General features: G+C 60.0%; 23 protein-coding genes. 7 read left to right on the top strand and 16 right to left on the bottom strand.

Translation table 11 applies throughout. From position 1 onward, the window contains the following. Positions 1-25: 25 nt before the first annotated feature. The 9 genes from B5G34_RS11315 to B5G34_RS11275 all read right to left on the bottom strand — a co-directional run bounded on the left by B5G34_RS11315 (position 26) and on the right by B5G34_RS11275 (position 7,270). Entirely contained in the window at positions 26-1,456 is a 1,431-nt protein-coding gene (locus B5G34_RS11315; protein ID WP_087337371.1) for a site-specific integrase, read from the bottom strand. Beyond that, complete coding sequence (locus B5G34_RS11310) at positions 1,414-2,619, bottom strand: site-specific integrase (RefSeq protein ID WP_036630294.1); 1,206 nt, start codon at positions 2,617-2,619, stop codon at positions 1,414-1,416. The genes B5G34_RS11315 and B5G34_RS11310 overlap by 43 nt, the downstream gene beginning before the upstream one ends. A gap of 52 nt (positions 2,620-2,671) precedes the next feature. After that, positions 2,672-2,878: a hypothetical protein gene (locus tag B5G34_RS11305; RefSeq protein ID WP_021749216.1), complete on the bottom strand. Its 207-nt coding sequence runs from the start codon at positions 2,876-2,878 to the stop codon at positions 2,672-2,674. Positions 2,879-3,027: 149 nt separating this feature from the next. Beyond that, positions 3,028-4,986 (bottom strand): MobP3 family relaxase, encoded by a 1,959-nt coding sequence (gene mobP3 / locus B5G34_RS11300; protein ID WP_087337368.1) that lies wholly within the window; start codon positions 4,984-4,986, stop codon positions 3,028-3,030. Continuing rightward, on the bottom strand, positions 4,974-5,393 hold the full coding sequence (locus B5G34_RS11295) for a hypothetical protein (protein ID WP_087337365.1): 420 nt from the start codon (positions 5,391-5,393) through the stop codon (positions 4,974-4,976). Before B5G34_RS11295 ends, mobP3 begins: the two co-directional genes overlap by 13 nt. A gap of 357 nt (positions 5,394-5,750) precedes the next feature. Continuing rightward, the gene (locus tag B5G34_RS11290) at positions 5,751-6,167 is read right to left on the bottom strand and encodes a helix-turn-helix domain-containing protein (protein WP_087337361.1); all 417 of its coding nucleotides are present in this window, start codon (positions 6,165-6,167) and stop codon (positions 5,751-5,753) included. Then, the gene (locus B5G34_RS11285; protein WP_087337358.1) at positions 6,164-6,373 is read right to left on the bottom strand and encodes a helix-turn-helix domain-containing protein; all 210 of its coding nucleotides are present in this window, start codon (positions 6,371-6,373) and stop codon (positions 6,164-6,166) included. The genes B5G34_RS11290 and B5G34_RS11285 overlap by 4 nt, the downstream gene beginning before the upstream one ends. Then, complete coding sequence (locus B5G34_RS11280) at positions 6,370-6,732, bottom strand: hypothetical protein (RefSeq protein ID WP_087337355.1); 363 nt, start codon at positions 6,730-6,732, stop codon at positions 6,370-6,372. Before B5G34_RS11280 ends, B5G34_RS11285 begins: the two co-directional genes overlap by 4 nt. 148 nt (positions 6,733-6,880) lie before the next feature. After that, positions 6,881-7,270, bottom strand: a complete 390-nt coding sequence (locus B5G34_RS11275; protein WP_087337353.1) for a sigma-70 family RNA polymerase sigma factor — start codon at positions 7,268-7,270, stop codon at positions 6,881-6,883. A gap of 412 nt (positions 7,271-7,682) precedes the next feature. Here B5G34_RS11275 and B5G34_RS11270 point away from each other — a divergent pair, with 412 nt between their 5' ends. The 7 genes from B5G34_RS11270 to B5G34_RS11240 all read left to right on the top strand — a co-directional run bounded on the left by B5G34_RS11270 (position 7,683) and on the right by B5G34_RS11240 (position 14,671). Continuing rightward, the gene (locus B5G34_RS11270) at positions 7,683-8,660 is read left to right on the top strand and encodes a substrate-binding domain-containing protein (RefSeq protein ID WP_087337351.1); all 978 of its coding nucleotides are present in this window, start codon (positions 7,683-7,685) and stop codon (positions 8,658-8,660) included. A 95-nt stretch (positions 8,661-8,755) separates the two neighbouring features. Beyond that, positions 8,756-9,841, top strand: a complete 1,086-nt coding sequence (locus B5G34_RS11265; RefSeq protein ID WP_087337348.1) for a PhnD/SsuA/transferrin family substrate-binding protein — start codon at positions 8,756-8,758, stop codon at positions 9,839-9,841. A gap of 77 nt (positions 9,842-9,918) precedes the next feature. After that, the gene (phnC, locus tag B5G34_RS11260; protein WP_087337344.1) at positions 9,919-10,671 is read left to right on the top strand and encodes a phosphonate ABC transporter ATP-binding protein; all 753 of its coding nucleotides are present in this window, start codon (positions 9,919-9,921) and stop codon (positions 10,669-10,671) included. Next, entirely contained in the window at positions 10,668-11,489 is an 822-nt protein-coding gene (gene phnE / locus B5G34_RS11255) for a phosphonate ABC transporter, permease protein PhnE (protein WP_087337341.1), read from the top strand. The genes phnC and phnE (B5G34_RS11255) overlap by 4 nt, the downstream gene beginning before the upstream one ends. A gap of 12 nt (positions 11,490-11,501) precedes the next feature. Then, complete coding sequence (gene phnE / locus B5G34_RS11250; protein WP_087337338.1) at positions 11,502-12,311, top strand: phosphonate ABC transporter, permease protein PhnE; 810 nt, start codon at positions 11,502-11,504, stop codon at positions 12,309-12,311. Between the two features lie 2 nt (positions 12,312-12,313). Continuing rightward, positions 12,314-13,834 carry a bifunctional UDP-sugar hydrolase/5'-nucleotidase gene (locus tag B5G34_RS11245; RefSeq protein WP_087337335.1) on the top strand — a complete coding sequence of 507 codons (1,521 nt, stop codon included), beginning with the start codon at positions 12,314-12,316 and terminating at the stop codon, positions 13,832-13,834. A 66-nt stretch (positions 13,835-13,900) separates the two neighbouring features. Beyond that, a complete protein-coding gene (locus B5G34_RS11240) occupies positions 13,901-14,671 on the top strand; it encodes an inositol monophosphatase family protein (protein ID WP_087337332.1) in 771 nt (256 codons plus the stop codon). Positions 14,672-14,897: 226 nt separating this feature from the next. On the opposite strand, the gene B5G34_RS11235 is transcribed toward B5G34_RS11240, so the two are convergent. The 7 genes from B5G34_RS11235 to B5G34_RS11205 form a co-directional block, all read right to left on the bottom strand. After that, entirely contained in the window at positions 14,898-15,434 is a 537-nt protein-coding gene (locus B5G34_RS11235; RefSeq protein ID WP_087337329.1) for a flavodoxin domain-containing protein, read from the bottom strand. Positions 15,435-15,493: 59 nt separating this feature from the next. Then, a complete protein-coding gene (locus B5G34_RS11230; RefSeq protein ID WP_087337324.1) occupies positions 15,494-16,561 on the bottom strand; it encodes a hypothetical protein in 1,068 nt (355 codons plus the stop codon). Beyond that, positions 16,531-17,172 carry a 5-bromo-4-chloroindolyl phosphate hydrolysis family protein gene (locus B5G34_RS11225; protein WP_087337322.1) on the bottom strand — a complete coding sequence of 214 codons (642 nt, stop codon included), beginning with the start codon at positions 17,170-17,172 and terminating at the stop codon, positions 16,531-16,533. Before B5G34_RS11225 ends, B5G34_RS11230 begins: the two co-directional genes overlap by 31 nt. Position 17,173: 1 nt before the next feature. Beyond that, the gene (locus B5G34_RS11220) at positions 17,174-18,793 is read right to left on the bottom strand and encodes a VWA domain-containing protein (RefSeq protein WP_087337319.1); all 1,620 of its coding nucleotides are present in this window, start codon (positions 18,791-18,793) and stop codon (positions 17,174-17,176) included. 194 nt (positions 18,794-18,987) lie between these two features. Further along, entirely contained in the window at positions 18,988-19,812 is an 825-nt protein-coding gene (locus tag B5G34_RS11215; protein WP_087337316.1) for a MurR/RpiR family transcriptional regulator, read from the bottom strand. 10 nt (positions 19,813-19,822) lie between these two features. Next, positions 19,823-20,605, bottom strand: coding sequence for an inositol monophosphatase family protein (locus tag B5G34_RS11210; RefSeq protein ID WP_087337313.1), 783 nt, complete (start codon positions 20,603-20,605; stop codon positions 19,823-19,825). After that, positions 20,602-21,399 carry a PHP-associated domain-containing protein gene (locus tag B5G34_RS11205; protein ID WP_087337310.1) on the bottom strand — a complete coding sequence of 266 codons (798 nt, stop codon included), beginning with the start codon at positions 21,397-21,399 and terminating at the stop codon, positions 20,602-20,604. The genes B5G34_RS11210 and B5G34_RS11205 overlap by 4 nt, the downstream gene beginning before the upstream one ends. Between the last annotated feature and the right edge of the window lie 12 nt (positions 21,400-21,411).

Here is a 21,411-nt window from a genome sequence, read left to right as displayed (position 1 = left end):
GCTTTGCCCTCGGAGGCCTGTTTGTTCAACTTGCCGGTTTTTGTTGCTTCGCCTGCTCTTTTCCGGCGGCGATCTCCGCCTTCATTTCCCAGATCAGTCCTGCCAGCTTTTTCTCACACTCGGCTTCCGTTTTCGCGTAGACATTCCGGGCCATGCGCTGGCCATTGAAGATGGGGGAGTAACGGCCCTCCCACAGGTGGTCATTGATTTGGCTGACACAGCCGGTGCCCGGTTTGCGCCGCTGTCCCTTGTGGGCCTGGAAGGTGCTGGGGGCTGGTTTCTGGGGTGCCGCTTCCTGCCTGGGTTTCGGTTCGGCTCTCCCGATTCCTTGGTCGATCTTGTCCGCCGCGTTCTGCCGCATGGCATCGGTGACGTGGGTGTAGGTGTTCAGGGTGGTGGTGCTGGACACATGGCCGATGATGGTGGACAGCGTTTTGATGTCCATGCCGTGTTCCAGGGAGGCGGTAGCGAAGGTGTGCCGCAGGTCATGGAATCGCAGCCGTTTACACTCTGCCCGCTCCAATACTGTCTGGAGCCGCTTCCGGACGGCTGCCGGGTCCATAGGGGAGTCTTCCTTGACAGGGGAGGGAAACATCCACCGTGAGTGGACGGCTTGTTTGTAGGTCTTGAGCACGTTTAGGACCGGGGCAGGGAGGAGTACCGTCCGGTTCCCCGCCTTGGTCTTGGGCGGGGATACTGCCAGTTCTCCCTTGACCCGGTGGACCTGCCGCTCCACCCGCAGGGCGCCGGTCCGGAGATTCAGGTCACGCCACTGGAGGGCCAGGATCTCGCCCCGGCGCAGGCCAGTGGCCAGTTCCAAGAGAAGCAGCTCGTAGCAGCCGTCCTCCCTGGCCTGGATCAGCAGCCGCTGGATCTCCTCCGGAGTCAGAACCTTCATTTCTCTGCCCTTGACAGGAGGAAGTTTACAGCTGTCCGCCGGGTTGCGGAAGATCAGTTTCTCCTCCACTGCCTTGTCCAGTGCGGCGTGGAGGGTGGTGTGGATGCCCCGGATGGTCTGGTCGGAGAGACCCTCTCCATAGAGTTCTGTGCGCAGCAATCTGCCATTCTGCCTAAGATGGGTATAGAACTGCTGGATGTCCCCGGTGGTCAGCTTGTCCAGCTGGATACCGCCCAAGGCGGGGATGATGTGTTGGTAGATCCGCCGTTCATAGGACATCTGGGTGTTAGGACGGAGACTCGCTTTCTTGTAGTCCTGGTACCAATGATCCAGCCAAGCACCCAGGGAAAGCCCTGCTTTTGGAACTTCAGGGGCGGGAGTCTCCAGTCTCTCCCGCAGGGCCTTCAGCTTTGCCACACATTCTGTTTTTGTCTTAGCAAGGACATTTTTGGTTTTGGGCAGGCCCTTTTCGTCATAGCCGATGACCACTCGGCCCTCCCACCGGCCGTCCTTTCTCAGACGGACGCTGCCGTCGCCGTGTTTTCTGCGTTTTGCCACGGGGCCATCTCCTCTCCTAAGTAGTCGGTCAGGAAGCCGCCCACGATTTCCGCCGCCCGCCTCTGCATATCCCCGGTGGTGTGGGTGTAGGTGTCCAGGGTGAAGCTGGCTTTGGTGTGGCCCAGGATGCCGGATAGGGTCTTGGCATCCACTCCGCTGGCCAGAGCGTGGGTGGCGAAGGTGTGCCTTAAATCGTGAAATCTAAGTTCAGGCAGTCCGGTCTCCTGCAGGACCTTTTTCAGCTGGCGGTATGCGGTGCCGGGGTTCAGCAGGGTTTCCGGGCGAAGTGGGTCATGGAAGATCCAAGGGGAGTAGGAAGTCTTTTTTCGCAGCCGCAGCCGCTCCGCCGTGCTGGTGGGCAGGAGGATGGTCCGGGTCCCGGCGTAGGTCTTGGTGTCCCCGGCCACCAGCCGTCCGCCTTTTTCTTTACGCAGTGTACGGGAAATGCTGAGGGTGCCCTTTCGCCCATCGAAGTCGCTCCACATGAGGCCACAGATCTCACCCAGCCGCAGACCGGTGGTGAGTTCCGTGTAGAAGAAGTCCCGCCAAATCGGGTCCCGATCCGTCGCCTCCAGAAAAATGTTCACCTGCGCCTCGTTTAGAATTTTCATGGGCTTGTGGGTGATTTTAGGCGGGTCCACCTGTTTGGCGGGGTTGTTGGGCATCAGCCCCTGATCTGCTGCCGCTTGGAGGGCTTGGTGGAGGGCGGCGTGGATACCGCGGACGGTGGCGGGAGAGAGGCCGGGGCTTTGGCCGGGGCGAGGGGCAATTCGCCCCTGTTCCAGAAGGAAACGGTACAATTCCCGCAGATCCTCAGCGGTGAGTTGCGTGAGCTTCTTTTGTCCCAGGCGGGGTTTGACATGGCGGTCCATGTCGCCCCGGTACCGTTTCAGGGTGCCGGGGCGCAGGGTGAGTGCCATCTGCTCCAGCCAGCGGTCCAGCCACTCTGACAGCGTCATTCTGCTCTCCTCCGTCAGGTCCACTCCCTGATAGGCGTCGATGTTCTGCCGGAGTTTGGCGGTCAGTTCCTTTTGGGTATCTGCGTAGATATACCGGAAGATTGAGTCGCCATTGCTCTTGTGGCCCACTACGATCCGGCCCTCCCAGCGGCCATCCTCCCGCTTGCGCACCATGCCGTCCCCGGATGGTCTTCGCTTTGCCATGTTTCTTACCTCCAGAGTTTATCTTTGATTTGCGGTGCAATTTCTGGGGGACTCACTTGATAGACGGGAACTTGTGAGGCTCTGCCACCCATTGATACACCACAGCCCCGCAGCGGCGGCAGATCAGATAGCGAAGCCGGCTGCCCAGGAGTCCGTGCTTCTTGTAGGTCACCAGCGCCTCTCCGTGCTGCCAGCCCAGGCCCAGATTGTCGCTCCCGCAGTACTGGCACCGCTGGACTGGGGTTTGATTGGTCGTCATTGGTCATCCCTCCTCAGCAACACAACATACCACAGAAACAGGAAATAGCCAGGGGCACGGCGAACTATTATCAGAAAATTATCATTTTGCCTGGCCTTCTTGCTCCAAGGGCTTTCCTATTGTTTTAGGTGCCGTAATTTTTGAGGTGCTCACATCCCGCCCATGACCATGCCGCCCTGGTTCTGCGCCTCCTCATGGTCATCCGGTTTGTGGCCCATAGCGATTTTCTTTTCCTGAATCTTTCTCCGAAGTTTGCTGTCTACCTGGAGGCCGGTGCTGGAGCGGGGCAGGGAGTGATCCTCAAAGATCCGGATCATGTGGTAGAGCAGGCGCGTGGCCGCCAGCATGACGGAAGGCGGATGGAGGCTGTCCTGGTGCTCCAGAAAGAACTGCGCGTACTGGTTCCCCTGGGCGGCGGAGCGGCTGAACCACGCCATTGCTTGGGCTTGATCTTGGGCTACTCCCTGCCCGGTCAGGTACAGCTTGCCCAGCATGTATTGGGCGTACTGGTTGCCCGCCTCTGCCGATTTGGTGAACCACTCCACTGCTCTGGTGGTGTCCTTGTTGACAGCGTTCCCCTCCAGATACTCTTTGCCCAGACGGTAAGCGGTGAAGTGGCATCCGTTTTCTGCGGCCTGTTTCAACCAGCGGATACCCTCGTCCGGGTCCCGGACTTCCATATCGTCAGAGAGAAGCAGTTTGCCCAAGGCATATTGTGCAGCTCGCAGACCATGCCCTGCCGCTTGGGTGAACCAGTGCTTTGCCTTTTGACTGTCTGGGATCAACAGAGGCCCGTCCCGGTAGAGTAGGCCCATCATGTATTGGGCGTGGGCGTCGCCTCGCCCTGCCAGCCGCTTCAACTCTTCCGCCGCCCTGTCCCGGTCCTCCAGCGAAAGTGTCTCGTCCCGGATGATCTGCCGCAGTTCCCAGCAATCATAAGACTCGCCCCGCACCTGCTCCGCCTCGTCGTGGCCAGCCAGGTTCGCATCCTCGAAAGTGATCTCCCCCAACCGGATGCGCTCCGCCTCCTGAATGACGGCGTTCTTGATTTGCCGGAACTTCTTCTCCTGGGACAGCTTTTTCTTCTCTCTGGGCTTGTCGTGGTAGTAGCTGTCCACCTCACTTTGGAGGACGCACCACTGGTCGTAGCACTCACGGACCACTGGCAGTTCCTCCAGCTTGTCCACGATCTCGTCCACGGTTTTCTTCACCGGCTTAGGGAGGTAGCCGTAGGACTTCTTGCCCTTGACCGTCTCCAGCTGCGTGGCCAGCTGCTCCATCTTCTGTTCAATCTCAGGAGCCGAACAGATGCTCTGCGCCATCTCACGGGTCAGACGTCGAATGGCCCTGCGTGCCTCCCGCACCAACTCATCCCGCGACTGGGATTTTTGCTCATGAGTGTGCAGCATCTCCTGTTTGAATATTTGATTCATCAGCCTGGACTTGATCTGCCGGATGCCTTCTTTTGTGAGATAGGCTTCTTCCGGCACCGTTGACCACGCCATCATGTGGACATGGGGGTGCTCCCCCTCGTCGTGGTAGGCGGCATACCAGCGGAAGTGATTTGGCGGGATGTTCATAGCGGCGGCGATGTCATTGCGGTTTGTCCGAAGCAAATTCATCCACGCCCTGGCATTGTCGTAGCCAAGACGAGCGGCATCCTCACGTTTCAGGGAGAAGATGTGCGTCCACACGTTGCCGGTGTATTGATCCAACTCCCGCATTGCTTTTTCTAAATCCACGCCGTCCTCATCCCCAAAGAGGCCGTGGTCACCCAACCGCTCTGCCCTGGGACGGGTGGCAATGTACTTCATGTAGCCGTCCGACTGCTGAACCTGCGGCCAGTTTTCTTCCAGTGCCCTGGTGATGAATGCAGAGGCATTGGCTTTGGTAGGCTTGGCTTCGTAGTCAGAATACTCGTCCAGTCCTATGGCCTCTGGGAAATCTTTTATCAGTTTTCTGACCAACTGCTCTTGTTTCCTTGTGGGCGGCCGGTCATCCGGGATCAGTTCCACGCGCTCCCGTGTTCCAATGTACTGCAGATATCCACTGACAGGATGGTTCCTATCGCACTTCAGGTAGGGACTTTTCAGGATCAGTCTTGCCATTCATCGTCCTCCTCCCAGGCCCCACGTACCCGCTGCTCCAGCGAGACACGGCCGTTGGTCTTTTTCACATTTTGCACGCTCTCCGCCCTCCGGCGGCGGAGATCCTCGTCGCTGAACTGATAGGCGTCAGCAAGGATACCGGCCACCATGTCCTGCTCCACCGCCTGCCGGAAGGCAAGGGAGGACAGACGTTCCTCCAGCTGTCCCAGCCGTCCGTCCAGGTACGATTTGATAGATGTTGGCAGGAAAAGGCCGGCGTCGTTGGCGCTGAGGTAGTCCAGGTAAAAGTCCACCGCCCGCTCGATGAAAGCGGTCATACTCCGGCTTCCGTCCTCCTGATACCGGCGCTCCAGGATGGCTTTCTTTTCCGGGTTGAGATAAAAAGCAAATCTCTCTTTTTTGCCCATAAACTGCTCCTTTCCGGGGCGTGACCCCTATTTTTTCGTTATGGCAGTAGGAGTTCGGGGATTGTGACCACAAACGTGATCCCCGCTGCCTGTTTTTGACCCCACTTTTGATACACCGCAAAACCCCGTAACGACCCGCACTGCGGGGCGAAGTGACCGGCCGGAGGAGCCACTGGCGACCCCGGCGTTTATCCTGCTTTTCCTTTCGTCCTCCGTAAATCAGTTATGGGGCGGCAAATTCCCCGGATAGGCCTCCTCCACAGCGGTGGAACAACGGGCCAAATCCGCTCCAAAACCGCCGGGAGGGGCAGGGACTCTGCCTGCCCCGAAGGGAGCCACACAGCGGCCCACAGGCGGTCACGCGGGGCTTTTCTGCTCCAGCAGGAGGTTCACCACACGCTGGCGCTCTGTAGCCAACTCCAATTCCTCCAACTGGCGGTCGTAGTACTCGTCGATCACCTCCTGGATCGGCCGGAGGGTGAACAGTAGATTGCCGTTGCGCTTTTCTCCTGTCTTGGTGATCACCTCGGTGGGTTCCGTGGTGATAAGTCCACGCTCCTCCAGCTGCCGGATGTACTTGCGGACAGTATTTTCACTCATGCGCACTGCTTCGCCGATGGTTCGGATGCTGGGCCAGCACTGATGCGTCTTGCGATTCTCACACCGTTTCAGGAAACTGTACACAGATAACTCTCCGGCGCTCAGGCCCAAGAGAAACACTTCGTTGGGCAGAGAGAAAAAATTTCCGCGCCCACTGTACTTGCTGTACCTCATACGCCGCCTCCTGTGTGCTCTTTCACCCACTGGATGAACTGCTCTTTGGGCACCACCATGCGATTCCCGATGCGCAGCACCGGGAAACCCGGTTCATGCATCAGCTCATAACCGCTGGACGGTGACACGCCAAGCACCTTTGCCACTGTGTCTGCATTGAGAAACAGCGGCAGGTCATCGTAGGATTTGTATTCGGATTTTTTCAATCAGCATCCTCCTTTGAAATCTTACGGACATCATCCGGGTGGACCAGCTGCAGGAACTCCTCCACGGAGTTGACCACCCCGGCATCTTTCAATTGCTGATATCGGATCAGGTCACAGAGCGTTCGGAGATTGACCTCCGCACACTCCAGCAGCTTGTCCATGGCCACGATCTGCTGTGCTGTGCTGAGCTCCGTGGGCTTGTCAGGATCTTGCAGATAGGTCCGCACCGCATCCGTTTCCGGCATCTCTTCCCCCAGGACTGCCTGCATCTCCTGAAGGACGTAGTCCATAGTTTCCTTTTCTGCATTGGCAGTCAGTGCTTGCAGCAGCTGTTTTGAACTGTTTCCAAATACATTCATGATCTTGTACTCCTCTGTAGGTTTCATTCAGAGCCGCCCGGCCACGGCCAGAGCCGGGGTTTCCGAGGTCCGGAAATTTTGCCCTCTACTTATCAGGACACTCACAGGCGGTTTGTAAACCAGAAAAACAAAAAATTGAGGGGCTCTGTCATTTGACAGAGCCCCTCAGCTGTTCGTGGAGCTTTTTCAGCCGCTTTGATACCGCCGCCTTGGACACGCCGTAGATCGTCCCGATCTCCTCCATGGTCAGACCCCTGCCATATCGGAGTTCTACAAGATCCCGGCCCTGGTCTCCCAGGCCATCGACGGCTTTCCGCAGAGTTTCAAGCTGGAGGTTCCGGAGTACAGTATCCTCCACGGGACGCCTGACACAGTCCGAACAGAACAGCACCGTTTCAAAATCACTTTTACTCAGATGCCTATGGTCCCGCTTGTCCTGCGCCTGTTCCCGCTTCCGATCCTGCTCCAGGAAGTCTGCGACCTCCTTTGGCACTGATACTTGCTGGCCACTATAGGTAATCACGACAGAGTCGCTCATTTGCACCCTTTCCGCTTTACACGGGAAGGTGCACACCCGCGCTGCCGGCACAGCGCCAAATACTGAAGACCTTCATGGAAGTTCCCTTCGTGCAGGGTGGTTGTGGTGCCCTACGAGGCCCATGAATGTCTGAGGTCCCACCGGGGTGTGGACCTCACCGGAAAGCTGCGAGTTTTCGGCTTTCGCCTACGTTCAGTATAGAACAAATGTTCTTTCCTGTCAAGAATGTCCGCGAAAAATAGGTTCCTCATGGATCAGCGGAGGACCTACAGTTGTTTTCTCCCCTGCAGAATTTGATGGACCCTCGTCTGTTATAGGTCATTTGTTTTTAGTAAAATTTTAGTAAAAACTATTGACTTCGAACAGGGGAGAAATATAATGAACTCAGAAGAACTTGAGAGGGAGGGATCTCATGGCGACGATCAAAGATGTGGCCCAGGCCGCCCAGGTCTCGGCTGCCGCGGTTTCCCGAGTTCTAAATAAGGATGACAACATCTCTGTCACGCCGGAGGTGCGGGCCCGGATTTTTCAGGCGGCTCACGCCCTGGGCTATGTGTCGCCCCGGCAGCGGAAGGCGGCGGAGCACAAGACTCATCTGGTCATCGGGGTGGCGGACTGGCGGATCATCCGCCCGGACCGGCCCAATGTGCGGCTGTCATCCTTGTCGTGCCTGGTGCAGATGATGACGGACCAGTATGAGGTCTCCTTTGTCCGGTTGACCTTCGGCGAGTCCCAGAAAGTGGACGGCATCATTGCCCTGGGTGTGTTCAGCGAGAAAGAGATCGACTTTCTCCGCTCTCTGTCCTTTGCCATCGTTTTCGTGAACTCCAATCAGCACAACTATGAGTTCGACCAGGTGCAGGTGGACTTCGACCGGGGCCAGGAGAAAATGGTGTCCTATCTGCTGGATCAGAAGCGGTACACCGGCCTGGGGTATATCGGCGGCATCTACGACGGACCCAACGGCCGCATCGGTGCCCACCGCCTGGCAGCCATCCAGCGCATCCTGGAGGAGCGCGGCCAGTACGACCCCAGCACGTTCCATGTGGGGGAGATCAGCCGGGAGAGCGGCTATGCCCTGGCCAAGAAGGCAGTGGAGGAACACACCCTGGCCGAGGCGGTTCTACTGGGCAGTGACGAGGTGGCTGAGGGCGCGCTGGAGGCCTTCCGGGAGCTGGGCATCCGTGTGCCGAAAGATGTGGCGGTCATTATTTATCAGGACATCCAGACCTTGGAGAGCAAGTGGCCCACTGGCACCTGCCTGGAGATGTTCCCGGACTATGTGTGGGAGAACGCCCTGGAGCTGCTCTTTGGCCGGATCAGCCAGCGCCGCTCCCAGGCGGTGACCGTCACAGTGCCCACTCACCTGAAGATCGGCGACACCGCCTGACTTCCAGAAACGGTTATCAGAGGGGTTCCCCTCTGTAACAGATAGGTCCAAAATCAACCCCAAGACATAAACGAAACATCGAGGAGGATCACAGTATGAAGAAAGCACTTTCTCTCCTGCTGGCTGGCGTGATGTGTGTTGGCCTGTTGGCCGGCTGCGGCGGTCAGAACACGGAGGACACCCTGGGCTCCGGCAGCACGCCGGACACCAGCAGCACCCAGGAGACCGGGAACAAGACCATCGATACCCTGCGCATCGCCTTTGTCCCCTCTCGGGAGCCGGAGGAGATCATCACCGCCACCGAGCCCCTGAAGCAGATGCTCACCGATGAGCTGGCCAAGCTGGGCTACGACGTGGGCGAGGTGGACATCACCGTGGGTACCAGCTACGAGGCGGTTGGCGAGGCTCTGTCCGCCGGCACCGCCGACGTGGGCCTGATCCCTGGCGGCACCTATGTGCTCTATGACGACGGCTGTGATGTGTTGCTCACCGCCACCCGGGACGGTCTTTCCATTGACTCCGACAACGCCAAGGACTGGAACGACAACGCCCCCACTGAGCCCACCACCGAGCAGGTCACCAGTTACCGGGCTCTGATGATTGCCGGTCCCTCTGAGAAGGGTAAGGAGCTGGCCGCCAAGGTCAACGCCGGTGAGGAACTTACTTGGGAAGATGTGAGCAGCGCCAACTGGAGCGTGGCCAACTCCTCCTCTCCCGCCGGGTACATCTACCCCTCCCTGTGGCTCCAGGAGAACTTCGATAAGAACATCACCGACCTGCCCCATGCGGTGCAGTCTGACTCCTACGGTAGCGCCTTCGCCCGTCTGGCCTCCGGTCAGGTGGACATCGTCTGCACCTACGCCGACGCCCGCCGGGACTATGAGGACGAGTGGATCGGAGAGTACGGCATGACCAACAGCATCTGGGACGACACCGCCGTGGTGGGCGTCACCCCCGCCATCTACAACGACACCATCAGCGTCAGCAAGACCTCCCCCATCATGGACGACGACTTCAAGGCCGCCCTGTCCGAGGCATTCATCAACATCGGCAACACCGAGGAGGGAAAGGAGGTCATCGCCATCTATAGCCACAACGGCTACCTGCCCGCCAAGTCCTCTGACTACGACTCCGAGCGGGCCGCCCAGGAGATGATCCAGTCCCTGAACAGCGCGGGTTAAACCCAATCAAACATGGACCACAAACGAGGGAGGGAGGCCGTGGCTTTCCTCCCTTGTTTGGAATGGAGAGAGATACGATGATTGAATTCAAAGAGGTAGAAAAGCGCTACCCCAACGGGTACGAGGCCCTGAAGCACATCAACCTGACCATTGATCAGGGGGAGTTCGTGGCCATCATCGGCCTGTCCGGTGCGGGCAAGTCCACCCTGATCCGCACCATCAACCGGATGCACGACATCACCCAGGGCCAGCTGACGGTGGACGGCACCGACGTGATGACCCTTCACGGGAAGAGCCTGCGGAAGTTCCGCCGGCGGATCGGCATGATCTTCCAGTCCTTTAATCTCATTACCCGCACCACGGTCATCAAGAACGTGCTCACCGCCTTTGTGCCCGACCTGCCCTGGTGGCGGGCCACCTTTGGTATCTTCACGAAAGAAGAGAAGATGAAAGCCCTGGAGGCACTGGATCAGATGGGGATTCTGGACAAGGCCTTTGTCCGGGCGGATCAGCTCTCCGGCGGGCAGCAACAGCGGGTGGCCCTGGCCCGCACCCTGGCCCAAAACCCCCAGATCATCCTGGCGGACGAGCCGGTGGCCTCCCTGGACCCGGTGACCGCCAAGCAGGTGATGGATGACTTCCAGCGCATCAACCGGGACATGCACATTACCGTCCTCATCAACATCCACCATGTGGAGCTGGCCCTCCAGTACGCCACCCGGGTGGTGGGCATCCGGGCCGGAGAGATCGTCTACGACGGCCCGGCTGACCAGGTAGATCAGGGGGTGCTGGACGCCATCTACCAGGGGAAGCAGGAGGAGCCGGCATGAGTGTGTATGACAAGATTTTCCCGCCCAGGGTGCTGACCCTGCCCAACGGGAAACAGGTGTCTAAGCCCCGCTCCCGGGCACCCCTGGCGGCGGTGATCCTGGTGGCCATGACCGCCCTTTCGGTGGAGGTCACCGGCTTTGACATGGAGGTTCTGGTCAGCCGGATCAAAGAATTCTTTGTCATTTTGGGGGACATGATCCCACCAGAGTGGGACTATATGCCTCAGATCTGGCAGCCCCTGTTCGATACCATCAAGATGTCCCTGCTGGGCTCCTTCATCGGCTCGATTTTGGTGGTGCCCTTTGCCATGCTGGCCTCCACCAATATCATCCACAGCCGGGTCATCGTAGCGGCTATGCGGCTGCTGCTGAGCATCATCCGCACCCTGCCCACCCTGGTATCCGCCCTGATCGCCACCTACATCTTCGGCCTTGGCACTCTGGCGGGCACCACTGCCATCGCCATCTTCACCTTCGCCTATATCGGCAAGATCCTCTACGAGGAGATCGAGACCGTGGACATGGGTCCCTTCGAGGCTATGGAGGCCATGGGAGCCACCAAGGTGCGCTCCTTCATCAGCGCCATCGTGCCCCAGGTACTGCCCTCCTATCTCTCCAACTGCCTGTTCTGCTTTGAGGGCAACGTGCGCTACGCCTCCATTCTGGGCTATGTGGGCGCCGGAGGCCTTGGCCTGATCCTGAATGAGAAGATCGGCTGGCGGGAGTATGCCAGCGTGGGTATGATCCTGCTGGCCCTGTTTGTCACCGTGTTCATCATTGAGACCATCAGCCGGGCTGCCCGGAAACGGCTGGTATAAGGAGGGGCTGCTATGAACAACCGAATTGAAGCGGCCTATGAGCAGCGGCCCCGCCGCTGGGTCTTTGAGCTGGCTGTGGCCGTGGTGGTCGTAGCCCTGCTGATTTGGAGCGGCTCCGCCGTGGAGACGGCGGGGACTACCCAGAGCGGCGCCACGATTGCCTGGAACATCCTGGCTGGCATCTTTCATCCGGACACGGACCTGCTGTTCAATTTCACCACGCAGGGCGTACCCTATCTGCTGCTGGAAACCATCTGTATCGCGTTCCTGGGTACCATTGTAGGCGCTATCATCTCCATACCCCTGGCCTTCCTCTCGGCCTCCAACCTGACCCCCAAGCCTGTGGCCTTTCTGGGCCGAATCATCATCATGGCGGTGCGCACCGTTCCCGCCTTTGTCTACGGACTCATGTTTATCCGGGTCACTGGGCCGGGCGCCTTTGCGGGACTTCTGACTATGTCCCTATGCTCTGTTGGCATGGTGAGCAAGATGTATATTGAGGCCATCGAGGACCTGGATGTGCGGGTGCTGGAATCCCTGGACGCGGCGGGCTGCACCACCTGGCAGAAGATCCGCTACGGCATCCTGCCCCAGCTGATGCCCAACTTTGCCTCCACTGCCATCTACCGCTTTGACATCAACCTGCGGGATGCCACGGTCCTGGGCCTGGTGGGGGCAGGCGGCATCGGTGCGCCGCTGATCTTCGCCATGAACGCCTACCGCTGGGAGGAGGCTGGCGCCATCCTGGCGGGCCTCATTGTGCTGGTGCTGATCGTGGAGTGGATCTCCACCAAGATCCGGGTCAAACTGGCCAGGGGGTAAGTATGGAAAAGACGTTTCAAATCTACTATACCTCAGATACCCACGGCCATGTATTCCCGGTGAACTATGCCTCCAACAGCCCGGAAAATGCCGGACTGCTGAATCTGGCCTCTCAGGTTGAAAAGGATGGGAACACCCTGGTGCTGGACGGCGGCGACGCCCTCCAGGGAACGCCGCTGACTCAGTACTACCTGGAGCACCGGGGGGAGTGGCCCATCCACCCGGTGGCCGCCGCCTTCAACGCCATGGGCCTGGACTACTTCACCCTGGGCAACCACGACTTCAACTTCGGCTATGAGGCCCTCCGGGAATATCTGGAGGCCATGGATGGCGTGTGCTTGTGTACGAATGTGGAGGACTTGGGTGGGCAGTTGCGCATCCGGCCCTGGGCGGTGCACACCCTGGACAATGGGCTGCGCATTGGCATTACCGGCGTGGTCACGGATTTCGTGAACATCTGGGAGCAGCCGCAGAATCTGGAGCGGATTCGGATCACAGACGCCTTCCGGGCGGCCCGGGCGGCCTGCGCCGCACTCCGAGACCAGTGCGACGTGTGCGTATGTATCTACCACGGGGGCTTTGAAGAGGATCTGGCGACCGGGCAGCTGCTTTCAGACAGCGGGGAGAATATTGCCTGTAAAATTGCCCGGGATCTGGACTTCGATCTGCTCCTTACCGGCCACCAACACATGGCGGTGGAGGGTGTGAATTTGTCCGGCACCTATGCGACACAGCCCCCGGCCAACGCGGGGCAGTTTCTCCACATGGTTGGCCAGTGGGATGGAGCGAAAAGTCGTTTTCAATCCAATCTGATCCCAGTGGGCGGAACACATCCGGCGGAGCCCTATCAGAGTTTGCTTCCTCTGGAAAATGCCGTTCAGCACTGGCTGGACCAGCCCATTGGTGTATTATCCCAGCCCATCCCTCCGGAGGGAAAGTTGGAAGCGGCTCTTTATGGCAGTCAGGTGGCCGCCCTGTTCAACCAAGTGCAGCTGGCGGAGACTGGGGCGGACTTCTCCTGCACCAGCCTGGGGAACGACCCGGTGGGACTGGCCTCTCCAGTGACCATGCGGGGCGTGACGGCCGCCTATCTCTTTGCCAATACCTTGGTGGTGCTGGAGGTGACGGGAGAGGTGCTGAGGCAGACCATGGAGCGGTGCGCCGCCTACTTCACCCTGGTGGATGGGCAGCCGCAGATCTCCCAGGAGTTCCTGCTCCCCAAGGTGGAGCACTACAATTACGATTTTTACGCCGGCCTGGCATACACCTTCGATCTGCGCCGGCCCGTTGGAAGCCGGGTGGTCCAGCTGACGAAACTGGACGGCTCTCCGCTGGGGGACGGAACCTTCCGCCTGTGCACCAGCAACTACCGGGCCACAGGAACAGGGGGCTATGAGATCCTGCGGAAGTGTCCGGTTCTGTGGCGTGGCGGCGTGGAGATGCCGGATCTCACTGCCCGCTATATCCAGATGCATAGTCCGGTGTCTGCGCTGAAAAACGCAGACATGCGGGCGATCTGGTGAGGCCGCCTTGACAGGACTCACGAAATGTGGTTTGATGAAAAGCAAACAGCAGAAAGAAGGTGAAGAATGGAGCGGTTTGATGTGGCGGCGGAGATCATTCAGGAGGCTGGTAAGATCCTGCGCCGGTGCCATTTGGAGCAGGCAGAAATCAGCCAGAAGACGGGCCACCAGGATCTTGTCACCTTTTGGGATCGCAAAATCGAACAGCAGCTCCGCCATTCGATCCTGACAGCGTTTCCACAGGACTCCATTGTGGGCGAGGAATATCCACCGCAGGAAAACTGTGACAGGAAAGTTACCTGGTATCTGGATCCCATTGACGGGACGACTAATTTTATCAATCAGCACCAGAACTACGCAATCTCTATGGGGTGCTGGGAAGGCGCCGACCCGCTGTTCGGCCTGGTGCTGGACGTGGAGCGGGAAACGCTGTACTGGGGAAAGCACGGCGGCGGTGCGTGGCAGGATCAGACGCCGATCCACACCTCCGTCCGGCGGGAGCTTTCGGAGCTGTTGCTGACAACGCCGGGCCTGCAATACACCTTTCTGGAACCCCATCCCTATCAGGAGCGGATGATCCGGCTCTCCCGGAAGGTACGGGGAGTCCGGTGCCTCGGCTCCGTGGCCCTGGAGCTGTGTGAGGTGGCTGCCGGCCGGGCGGATCTGTTCGTCACCATGCGCTCCTCCCCCTGGGACCACAACGCGGCGCGGATCATCCTGGAGGAGGCCGGCGGCGCGATCTTCACGGTGGATGGAGATGAACTGCCCCTGGATCAGAAAAGCACGGTGGTCGGATTAAATTCTTACAGCATAAAGAGTTGCGTTTTTAGTGGATGAACACATATTTTCACCCTGACTATCGTACCACGCTTGATAGAATAGCTGGGCCAACGAAATCGTTGGCCCAGCTTTTTGCTCTGAACGGCTGACTTGTGCTCTTTTGGTGGATAATTTTCGGGGTGATCCTTTTATGGGATACAAACGGGATTGAGTCATTGCTCCCTATACGCGATCAGATGCTCATCGGCCGCTCTGATCAGAGGCACTTCTTTCCTGGTATATCTTATCCGCGCAGGATTTCGTCGGCGATGGGAACCAGTGCGGAGAAATCGGTAAAGTCCACCTGTTTTCCGTAAGTCTCCAGTAGCGCCTGGTCCTCACCGGACCTCTGTCGCGCCGGTTTACTCCGCAGGGAGAAACACATGGCGGCCATCATGGCCCGGTGACGTGGGGACAGAACGGCATAGTCAATGCCGCCCCGGAGGTGGAAGAAGATAGCCTGAGAGAATAGCTCTGGAGACATCTGCCGTTTCAGGGATACGAGGATATGCGCCCGGTTCTGCGGCTCCCCGGGGTCGGCCAGACCCACAGTGGCCACAATCAGCCGCTGGCCCTCCCGGAGGGAAAGAACTTTCATTGTCTGCTTGAGCCCCAGCACCCCGCCGGCATAGAGCGCCCCAAGATAGACGAGGATACTCCCCTCAGCCAGCCTGTGGAACTCCCCACAGGGGATGGCGGATAGGCCGGTGAGCCGGGAGAGCTCCTCCGCATACCGGCGGGTCGTGCCGTATTTGCTGCCATAGACGATAAGCCCATCCATCTGTGAAAATTCCTCCCTTTGCACAGCGCAACTATCCAGCCCTGCGGTAAAATTTACGTTCACGACAGCGCGGCAATGATCTTCTCCATGGCGGCGTAGCTGGGCATGGCGGCCACCTGGGTGATCTCCGCGGCCAGGTGGGGGACGCCGAAGTGGTCTTCGTCGGCGCCCGTCCCGGATACCTCGGTACGGAAACCGTGGTTTTCCCAGGCCAGGCGCTGGATCTCCTCGTCCATCAGGGCGTCGATGCCCGCCTCCCCCGCCTCGTCCAGGGCGATGTAGATATGGGAGGACCAGACGGTGGGTGTGGGATAGATCAGCACGATGTCATCCTTCAGCTGTTCCCAGTCCTCCGGGTTCTCCACGGCGAACTCCAGCAGTTGGTTTTCATAGCCGGCGATCATGGGCTTGGCCCCCATGCCGGTCTTGAGGAACTGGTCGAAGAGGTCGGAGGAGGACGCCTCCATATAGCCCAACTTCTCGAAGATGGCCTGCAAGCGGGGCAACACCGCCTCCACGCTGTCCTCATCCGCCACCCCGCCGCACAGCACATTGGCCAGCAGCCCCGCGAACATATTCCCGGAGTTGGAGCGCACGGGGTCGGTAGTGTTGACAGCCACGGTGCCGTAGAGCTCCGGGAGCCCCAGGTCCGCCCAGGCGGTGCCCGCCTCGATCTCCGCCACCAGGCCGGCCATATCCATATAGTACACCCCATCCCGCTCCGTCACCAGCCCCTCTTTCTGGAACGCATCCAGGATGGGCCGGTGGGTATAGAGGACGATGGGGGTGTTGAACACGATCTGGCTCCTGTCCGGCGCGCCGTAGAGCTGCTGGTAATACTCCAGGGCGGTCTGGCTGGAGGGAAAGAGGAAATTCCGGCCCTCGTGATCCGCCGTTACCATGTCCAGGGAACCTGCCTTGGCATAGTCCAGGGTGAGCCCGTAGTTCCGATCCAGGATGTCCTGTACCGCCTCGTCCTCCAGCAGGCCGATCTTCTCGCCCCCCACATAGCCCCGCAGGACAGCGGGCTCCGGCTGGGGGCCGCCTCCCAGCAACAGATAGACCGCCGCCGCCCCGATGACGGCCAGCAGGATGATCAGACCGATCCATTTTGATTTGCTTCCCATTGGAATCCCTCCGTGTTCAGCAGGCCCTCCATGACCTTCATATCCGCCTCCGCGTCAAACCGCTCCGAGGCCATCAGCTGACTGAGCTGTGCCTCGAATCCAGTTTTCAGCTTGGGCAGGATGGCCCGCACCTTCCGCTGGAACTCTCGCACCTCGGAAGTCCCCAGCCCGGCCTCCTGGAACTTCACATACTGCCCCAAGATCCGGCCCACCGTGTCCAGGTAGTAGGTGAGGAAGCGGTTGGCCGACGGGATCTTCTCCGGATGCTCCCGGAGATACCGGTAGAGGCGATCCCCCGTCTCCGTGAGGGCCAGGGCGTCCTCATGGGTCCGGACGTCTGTGATGCGGCCGGCGGCCGACCGGATGGCTCTCAGATCCCGCGCCGCCTCCTCCATCAGGGCCTGCATCTCGCCGCCGTCTGGCCGCTTGGCGAAATAGAGGGTGACGGGGTCTGCCTTGGGGGTCAGCAGAAACCACAGGCCCAGATAGATTCCCACCCCCAGCGCGGCGCTGAAGAGGAAACTCCATCGGAGGGCCAGTGCCAGAACCAGAAAGACCGCGATTCCCGCCCCCAGCGACAGTACCAGCTGCCGCAGCTGTCCTTTTTTCATCTCAGTTGTACCCCTTCACACTGCGGAAGGCCCCGATCAGATCCTCCCGTCCGTCAAAGACCCGCGCGTGAGTCAGCTCTGCCAGCTCCTCCAGCTGGGTGGGGTCGGCGGAGCCGAACATGATGGAGAACACCGGCACATCCGCCCCAAAGGCCTCGTAGCCGTCCCGGAAGTCGGAAAAACTCCCATCAGACACTCCGTCTGTCAGCAGGATGATGGCGGGGGTGTATTGGCTCAGATCATAGTCATCCAGCTGCCGCAGGCCCTCCATGGCGGCATAATAGATGTCGGTGCCGCCCACGGCCTCCTCCGCCTCCACCTGAGTATAGAGGGTTTCCAGTTCCCCTCCATTCCCAACGGCGGTGTAGACGTCCCGGGGGTAGCCCTCGAAGGGGATGAGGATATTGACCTCATGCGCCGAGGCCTGGAGCAGATTCTTCTCCGCGTTCTCCTGAATGAGGATCTGGCTCATGGCCTCCACCATCTGCTCCCGGCCTGTTCCCTCCATACTTCCGGAGTAGTCCAGACAATATACGGTGAGGGAGGGCTTGCGGAATTCCGTCTGGTACAGGTTCAGGCACTCCATCAGCACCTCGGTGGACGGCATCCGGATGGGGGAGAGCACCCGGTCTGGCTGGATGCCCCAGTCGGTACGGAACACATCCCGGTTCTCCTCGGATACCCCCTCGTACCCGGTGCGGCGGCCTGTGCGCTGGATCTCGTTTTGCACCTCGTCGGACAGGAGATACTCCTGTAAATCCAGAAAGGCCTGTTCCTTCTCGGTGTCCCCGTTGTCCACATAGCCCAGGGGAGAATCGGCAATGGAGAGACCGTCATAGGGGTAGACGGCATACAGGGTCTCCTCCCCACGGGCCTCCAGTTCCTGATTGGCGCTGATGATAAGGCACTCATAGTTCACCATGGCGTCATAGCCGCCGGTGAGAAATAGGTCCTTCAGCCAGTCGGAGCTGCCGGAGGACCGGTCTACGCCGGAGAGCAGTTGGGTGATCTGTTCCGAGAGACCGGGAGTCTGGAGGCTCTCCGATGTGATCACATCTGGATTGCCCAGCAGGGCATAGAGAAAGCCGATGTAGGCGCTACACCCGGAGTTGGACTGGGTGGCGGAGGTCATGCAGAAGTTCAGCTTCCCGGACTGGATGGCGGAGAGCAGGTCGCTGACCGACACCTCCGTGCCCACGAAACCCAGCTCCTCGGCTAACCCCTGGCGGATTCCGAATACCACCGGGGTGATGGAAATGGACTGGGCGTGCTTTACCCGGTACTGGGTGTCTCCGGCGGTGAGCCACAGGCTGCTGGCCGGCCACACCGCATCATAGTCCACCGTTTCCCCCTGGAGGGTCCGCATGATATCCAGGGAGCCCTGGTACTCCATCTCGATGTTCACGCCCCGTTCCCGGGCAAAGTCATCCAGGATGCCCTCCAGCTCCTGGTTCTCCGAGCCGGAGAGGATGCGCAGGGTCACATCTCCGCCATAATTGAAAGTGTGTTCTCCGCCGGAGGAATTGTCGGCGGAGGCTGTGCTGTCAGACAGCGTCGGACTGCAGGCCGTCAGAATCAATGCCAATGCCAGGATACATACGGATAAAACCGTGCGTTTCATAGCAACAGATCCTTCCTTTCCCAATGTGGCGCGCAGGCAGCGCAAACCCGCCCACGAAATATATAAAATAAGCCTAATTTACCATATCACAGCTGGTCTATGTCCACTACCACAGCACAGTAAAATGCGTGTAAAATCCGTGAGACATCCCGGAAAATGAACGCATCCCCCATGTGTGCGCATGGGGGATGCGTTCATCCGTCTGGGAAATAATCCTTTTTCATTTGGTGCAGCGCCTGGAGACGATTTGTGCCCTCGAAGCCTAACCGTTCTGCCACCGCCACGGCCAAGGCGTCCAGCAGGGCGGCGGGAGCCGCCATGGAGTGGTATTCTTTTTCTCTACCCCGGTAAGCGAACAGGCTGATATCCGCCCGCTCCTCTGCAGGAAGACAGGTGCGGCCCACAAAAGCCAGGGTCCGATAGCCGGCGGCCCGGCTATGATTCAGAAGAACGTGGCCCTCCCGGGAGAGCTTGGAAAAGCTGAACAGCACCACCAGGTCCTCCGGCCCGGCCTGGATCAGCCCCTCCAGCAGCTCCGCGCCCCCGGAGGGCAGCAGCGACACGCGCACGCCCACTCGGCGCAGACGGAAGTGGAGGAGCTGCGCCAGGGCGGCCGAGGCGTTTTTCCCGTGGAGAAATACCGTCCGGGCCGAGCAGATGGCCTCCACCGCTGTCTTAAACTCCTGGGTGGAGAGGAGCTGAGCGGTCTTTTCCAGATACTCCTGCTGGCGCGTCAGCCAGCTCTGGGGGGAAAAGCTCTCCTCCTGCTGCAGGGTCCCCGCCATTTTCACTGCGGGGCCGGAAGCCTGTTCCATCACCAGAGCCTTCAGGGCCTTGAAGTCCCGGCAGCCCACGTGCCGGGCAAACCGGGAGACGGTGGCGTCAGACAGCTCCAGCTGCTGGGCCAGCTGCCCGATGGAAGAAAACAGAAAGGCGTCGGTGTTGGTGTTGATATAGTCCAAGATCTTCTGCTCCGCCCGGGTCAGCTCCCCGGCCGGGGTGGAAAGGCGCAGGTCCATATGGGTGTCCTCACTTCAAGAGAGATTGCATGGCGGTGTGCAGCCTGCCGTTGGTGGCCAGCAGGGGCCCGCCCTGACACAGGGAGAGGGGGCTTCCGTCCGGGGCGGTGACCCGCCCTCCTGCCTCCTCCACCAGCAGAAGCCCGGCGGCATAGTCCCAGGGCTGGAGGGAGAGCTCCACATAGCCCTCCAGGCGGCCGCAGGCCACCCAGCACAGATCCAGGCTGGCACAGCCTGTCCGCCGGATATCCTGGCAGGCGTCGTACAAGTCCCGCATCTGGCGAAACGCCGTGTCGGCCAGCTCCCGGCAGCCCGGGACTGTCCCCACCGAGAGGAGGCTGTCCCCCAGGCGATCTGTGCCGCTTACACGAATGGGACTGCCATTGCAAAAGGCGCCCAGCCCCCGCCTGGCGGTAAAGCACTCGCCGCTGTAGGGATTATATACCACACCGAGGCGGATTTGTCCACCCTCCGCCAGGGCCAGAGAGACGGCGCTGTGCCGGAAGCGGTGGATCAGGTTGGTGGTGCCGTCCACCGGGTCCAAGATCCAGCAGGGGCGGCTCCAGTCCAGGGGGCGGTTGTCTTGTTCCTCCCCCATGAACTGGATGTCCGGGGCCAGGGCCGCCAGGCGCTCCCGCAGAAACTCCTGTACCGCCACATCCACATTGGTGACATAGTCCGTCTTGCTTTTGGCCCGGATGCTGCGGACGGCGGCGGGGTCGGCCAGGAGGGCTCCCGCCTCCCGCACTGCCTGAACGGCCTGTTCCTCCAGCGTTACGATTTGGTCATTCATACGGCAGCCCCCTGGGTCAGGATGGACACATAGTCGCCCCCCAGGGCGTGGATCTCCTTTAACGACCGCTTCAGCAGGCAGGCGGTGCGCACCTGGAAGGGGGCGGTGTCCGCCAGGCGGATGGCATAGCGGCCCTCCCGCATCTCCTCATAGAGGGCCGGGATGGTGTTGCACTCCCGCTCAAACACGGTGGTGACGCAGCCGTACTGCACCGCCTGGTGGGTGTCGCTGCCGGACACCACGGGGATGTCCAGCCTTCTCCCCAGGGCGTAGGTGAGCCGCTCGGTGCGCGCCTGGTCCAGGGCCAGGTCCTTGCCGTTCAGGTCCAGAAATTTCAGGCGGCGCAGCTGCTCCTCCGGCAGCTCGGGCACATGGCCAGGGGCGCGGAAGGGGTGGCCGCAGCCCACCACCACCGGGTACTCCTCAAACAGGTCCATCAGCCGCTGGAAGGGGAGGAAGGAGCCCTTCTCCTTGTTGGGCTCCAGCCGGCGGTTCAGCTCCAGAATGGCCTCCAGGGGTCCGACGGACAGGATGTGGCCGCCTTCCGCCACATCCGTCTCCATGCCGGGAAAAATTTTCAGGCCGTTTTCCAGCTCCAGGGTGTCCCCCGTTCTGCGGCTCACCGAGGCGATGTAGCCATATACGTCGGCGAACTGGAGGGTGTTGAAGTGCTCCGTCAGGCACAGGGCGTCCAGGCCGGCAGCTCTGGCCTCGCCGAAGAGCCAGTCGGTGTAGGCGGTGGAAAACGGGAGCTTTTTGGCCAGCTTCCCGTGAGTGTGAAAATCCAGGCGCAAGAGAAACCCTTC

The sequence above is a fragment of the Flavonifractor sp. An82 genome, from assembly GCF_002159265.1.
Lineage (GTDB): Bacteria > Bacillota > Clostridia > Oscillospirales > Oscillospiraceae > Flavonifractor.
This window is presented reverse-complemented; position numbering and strand designations above follow the sequence as displayed.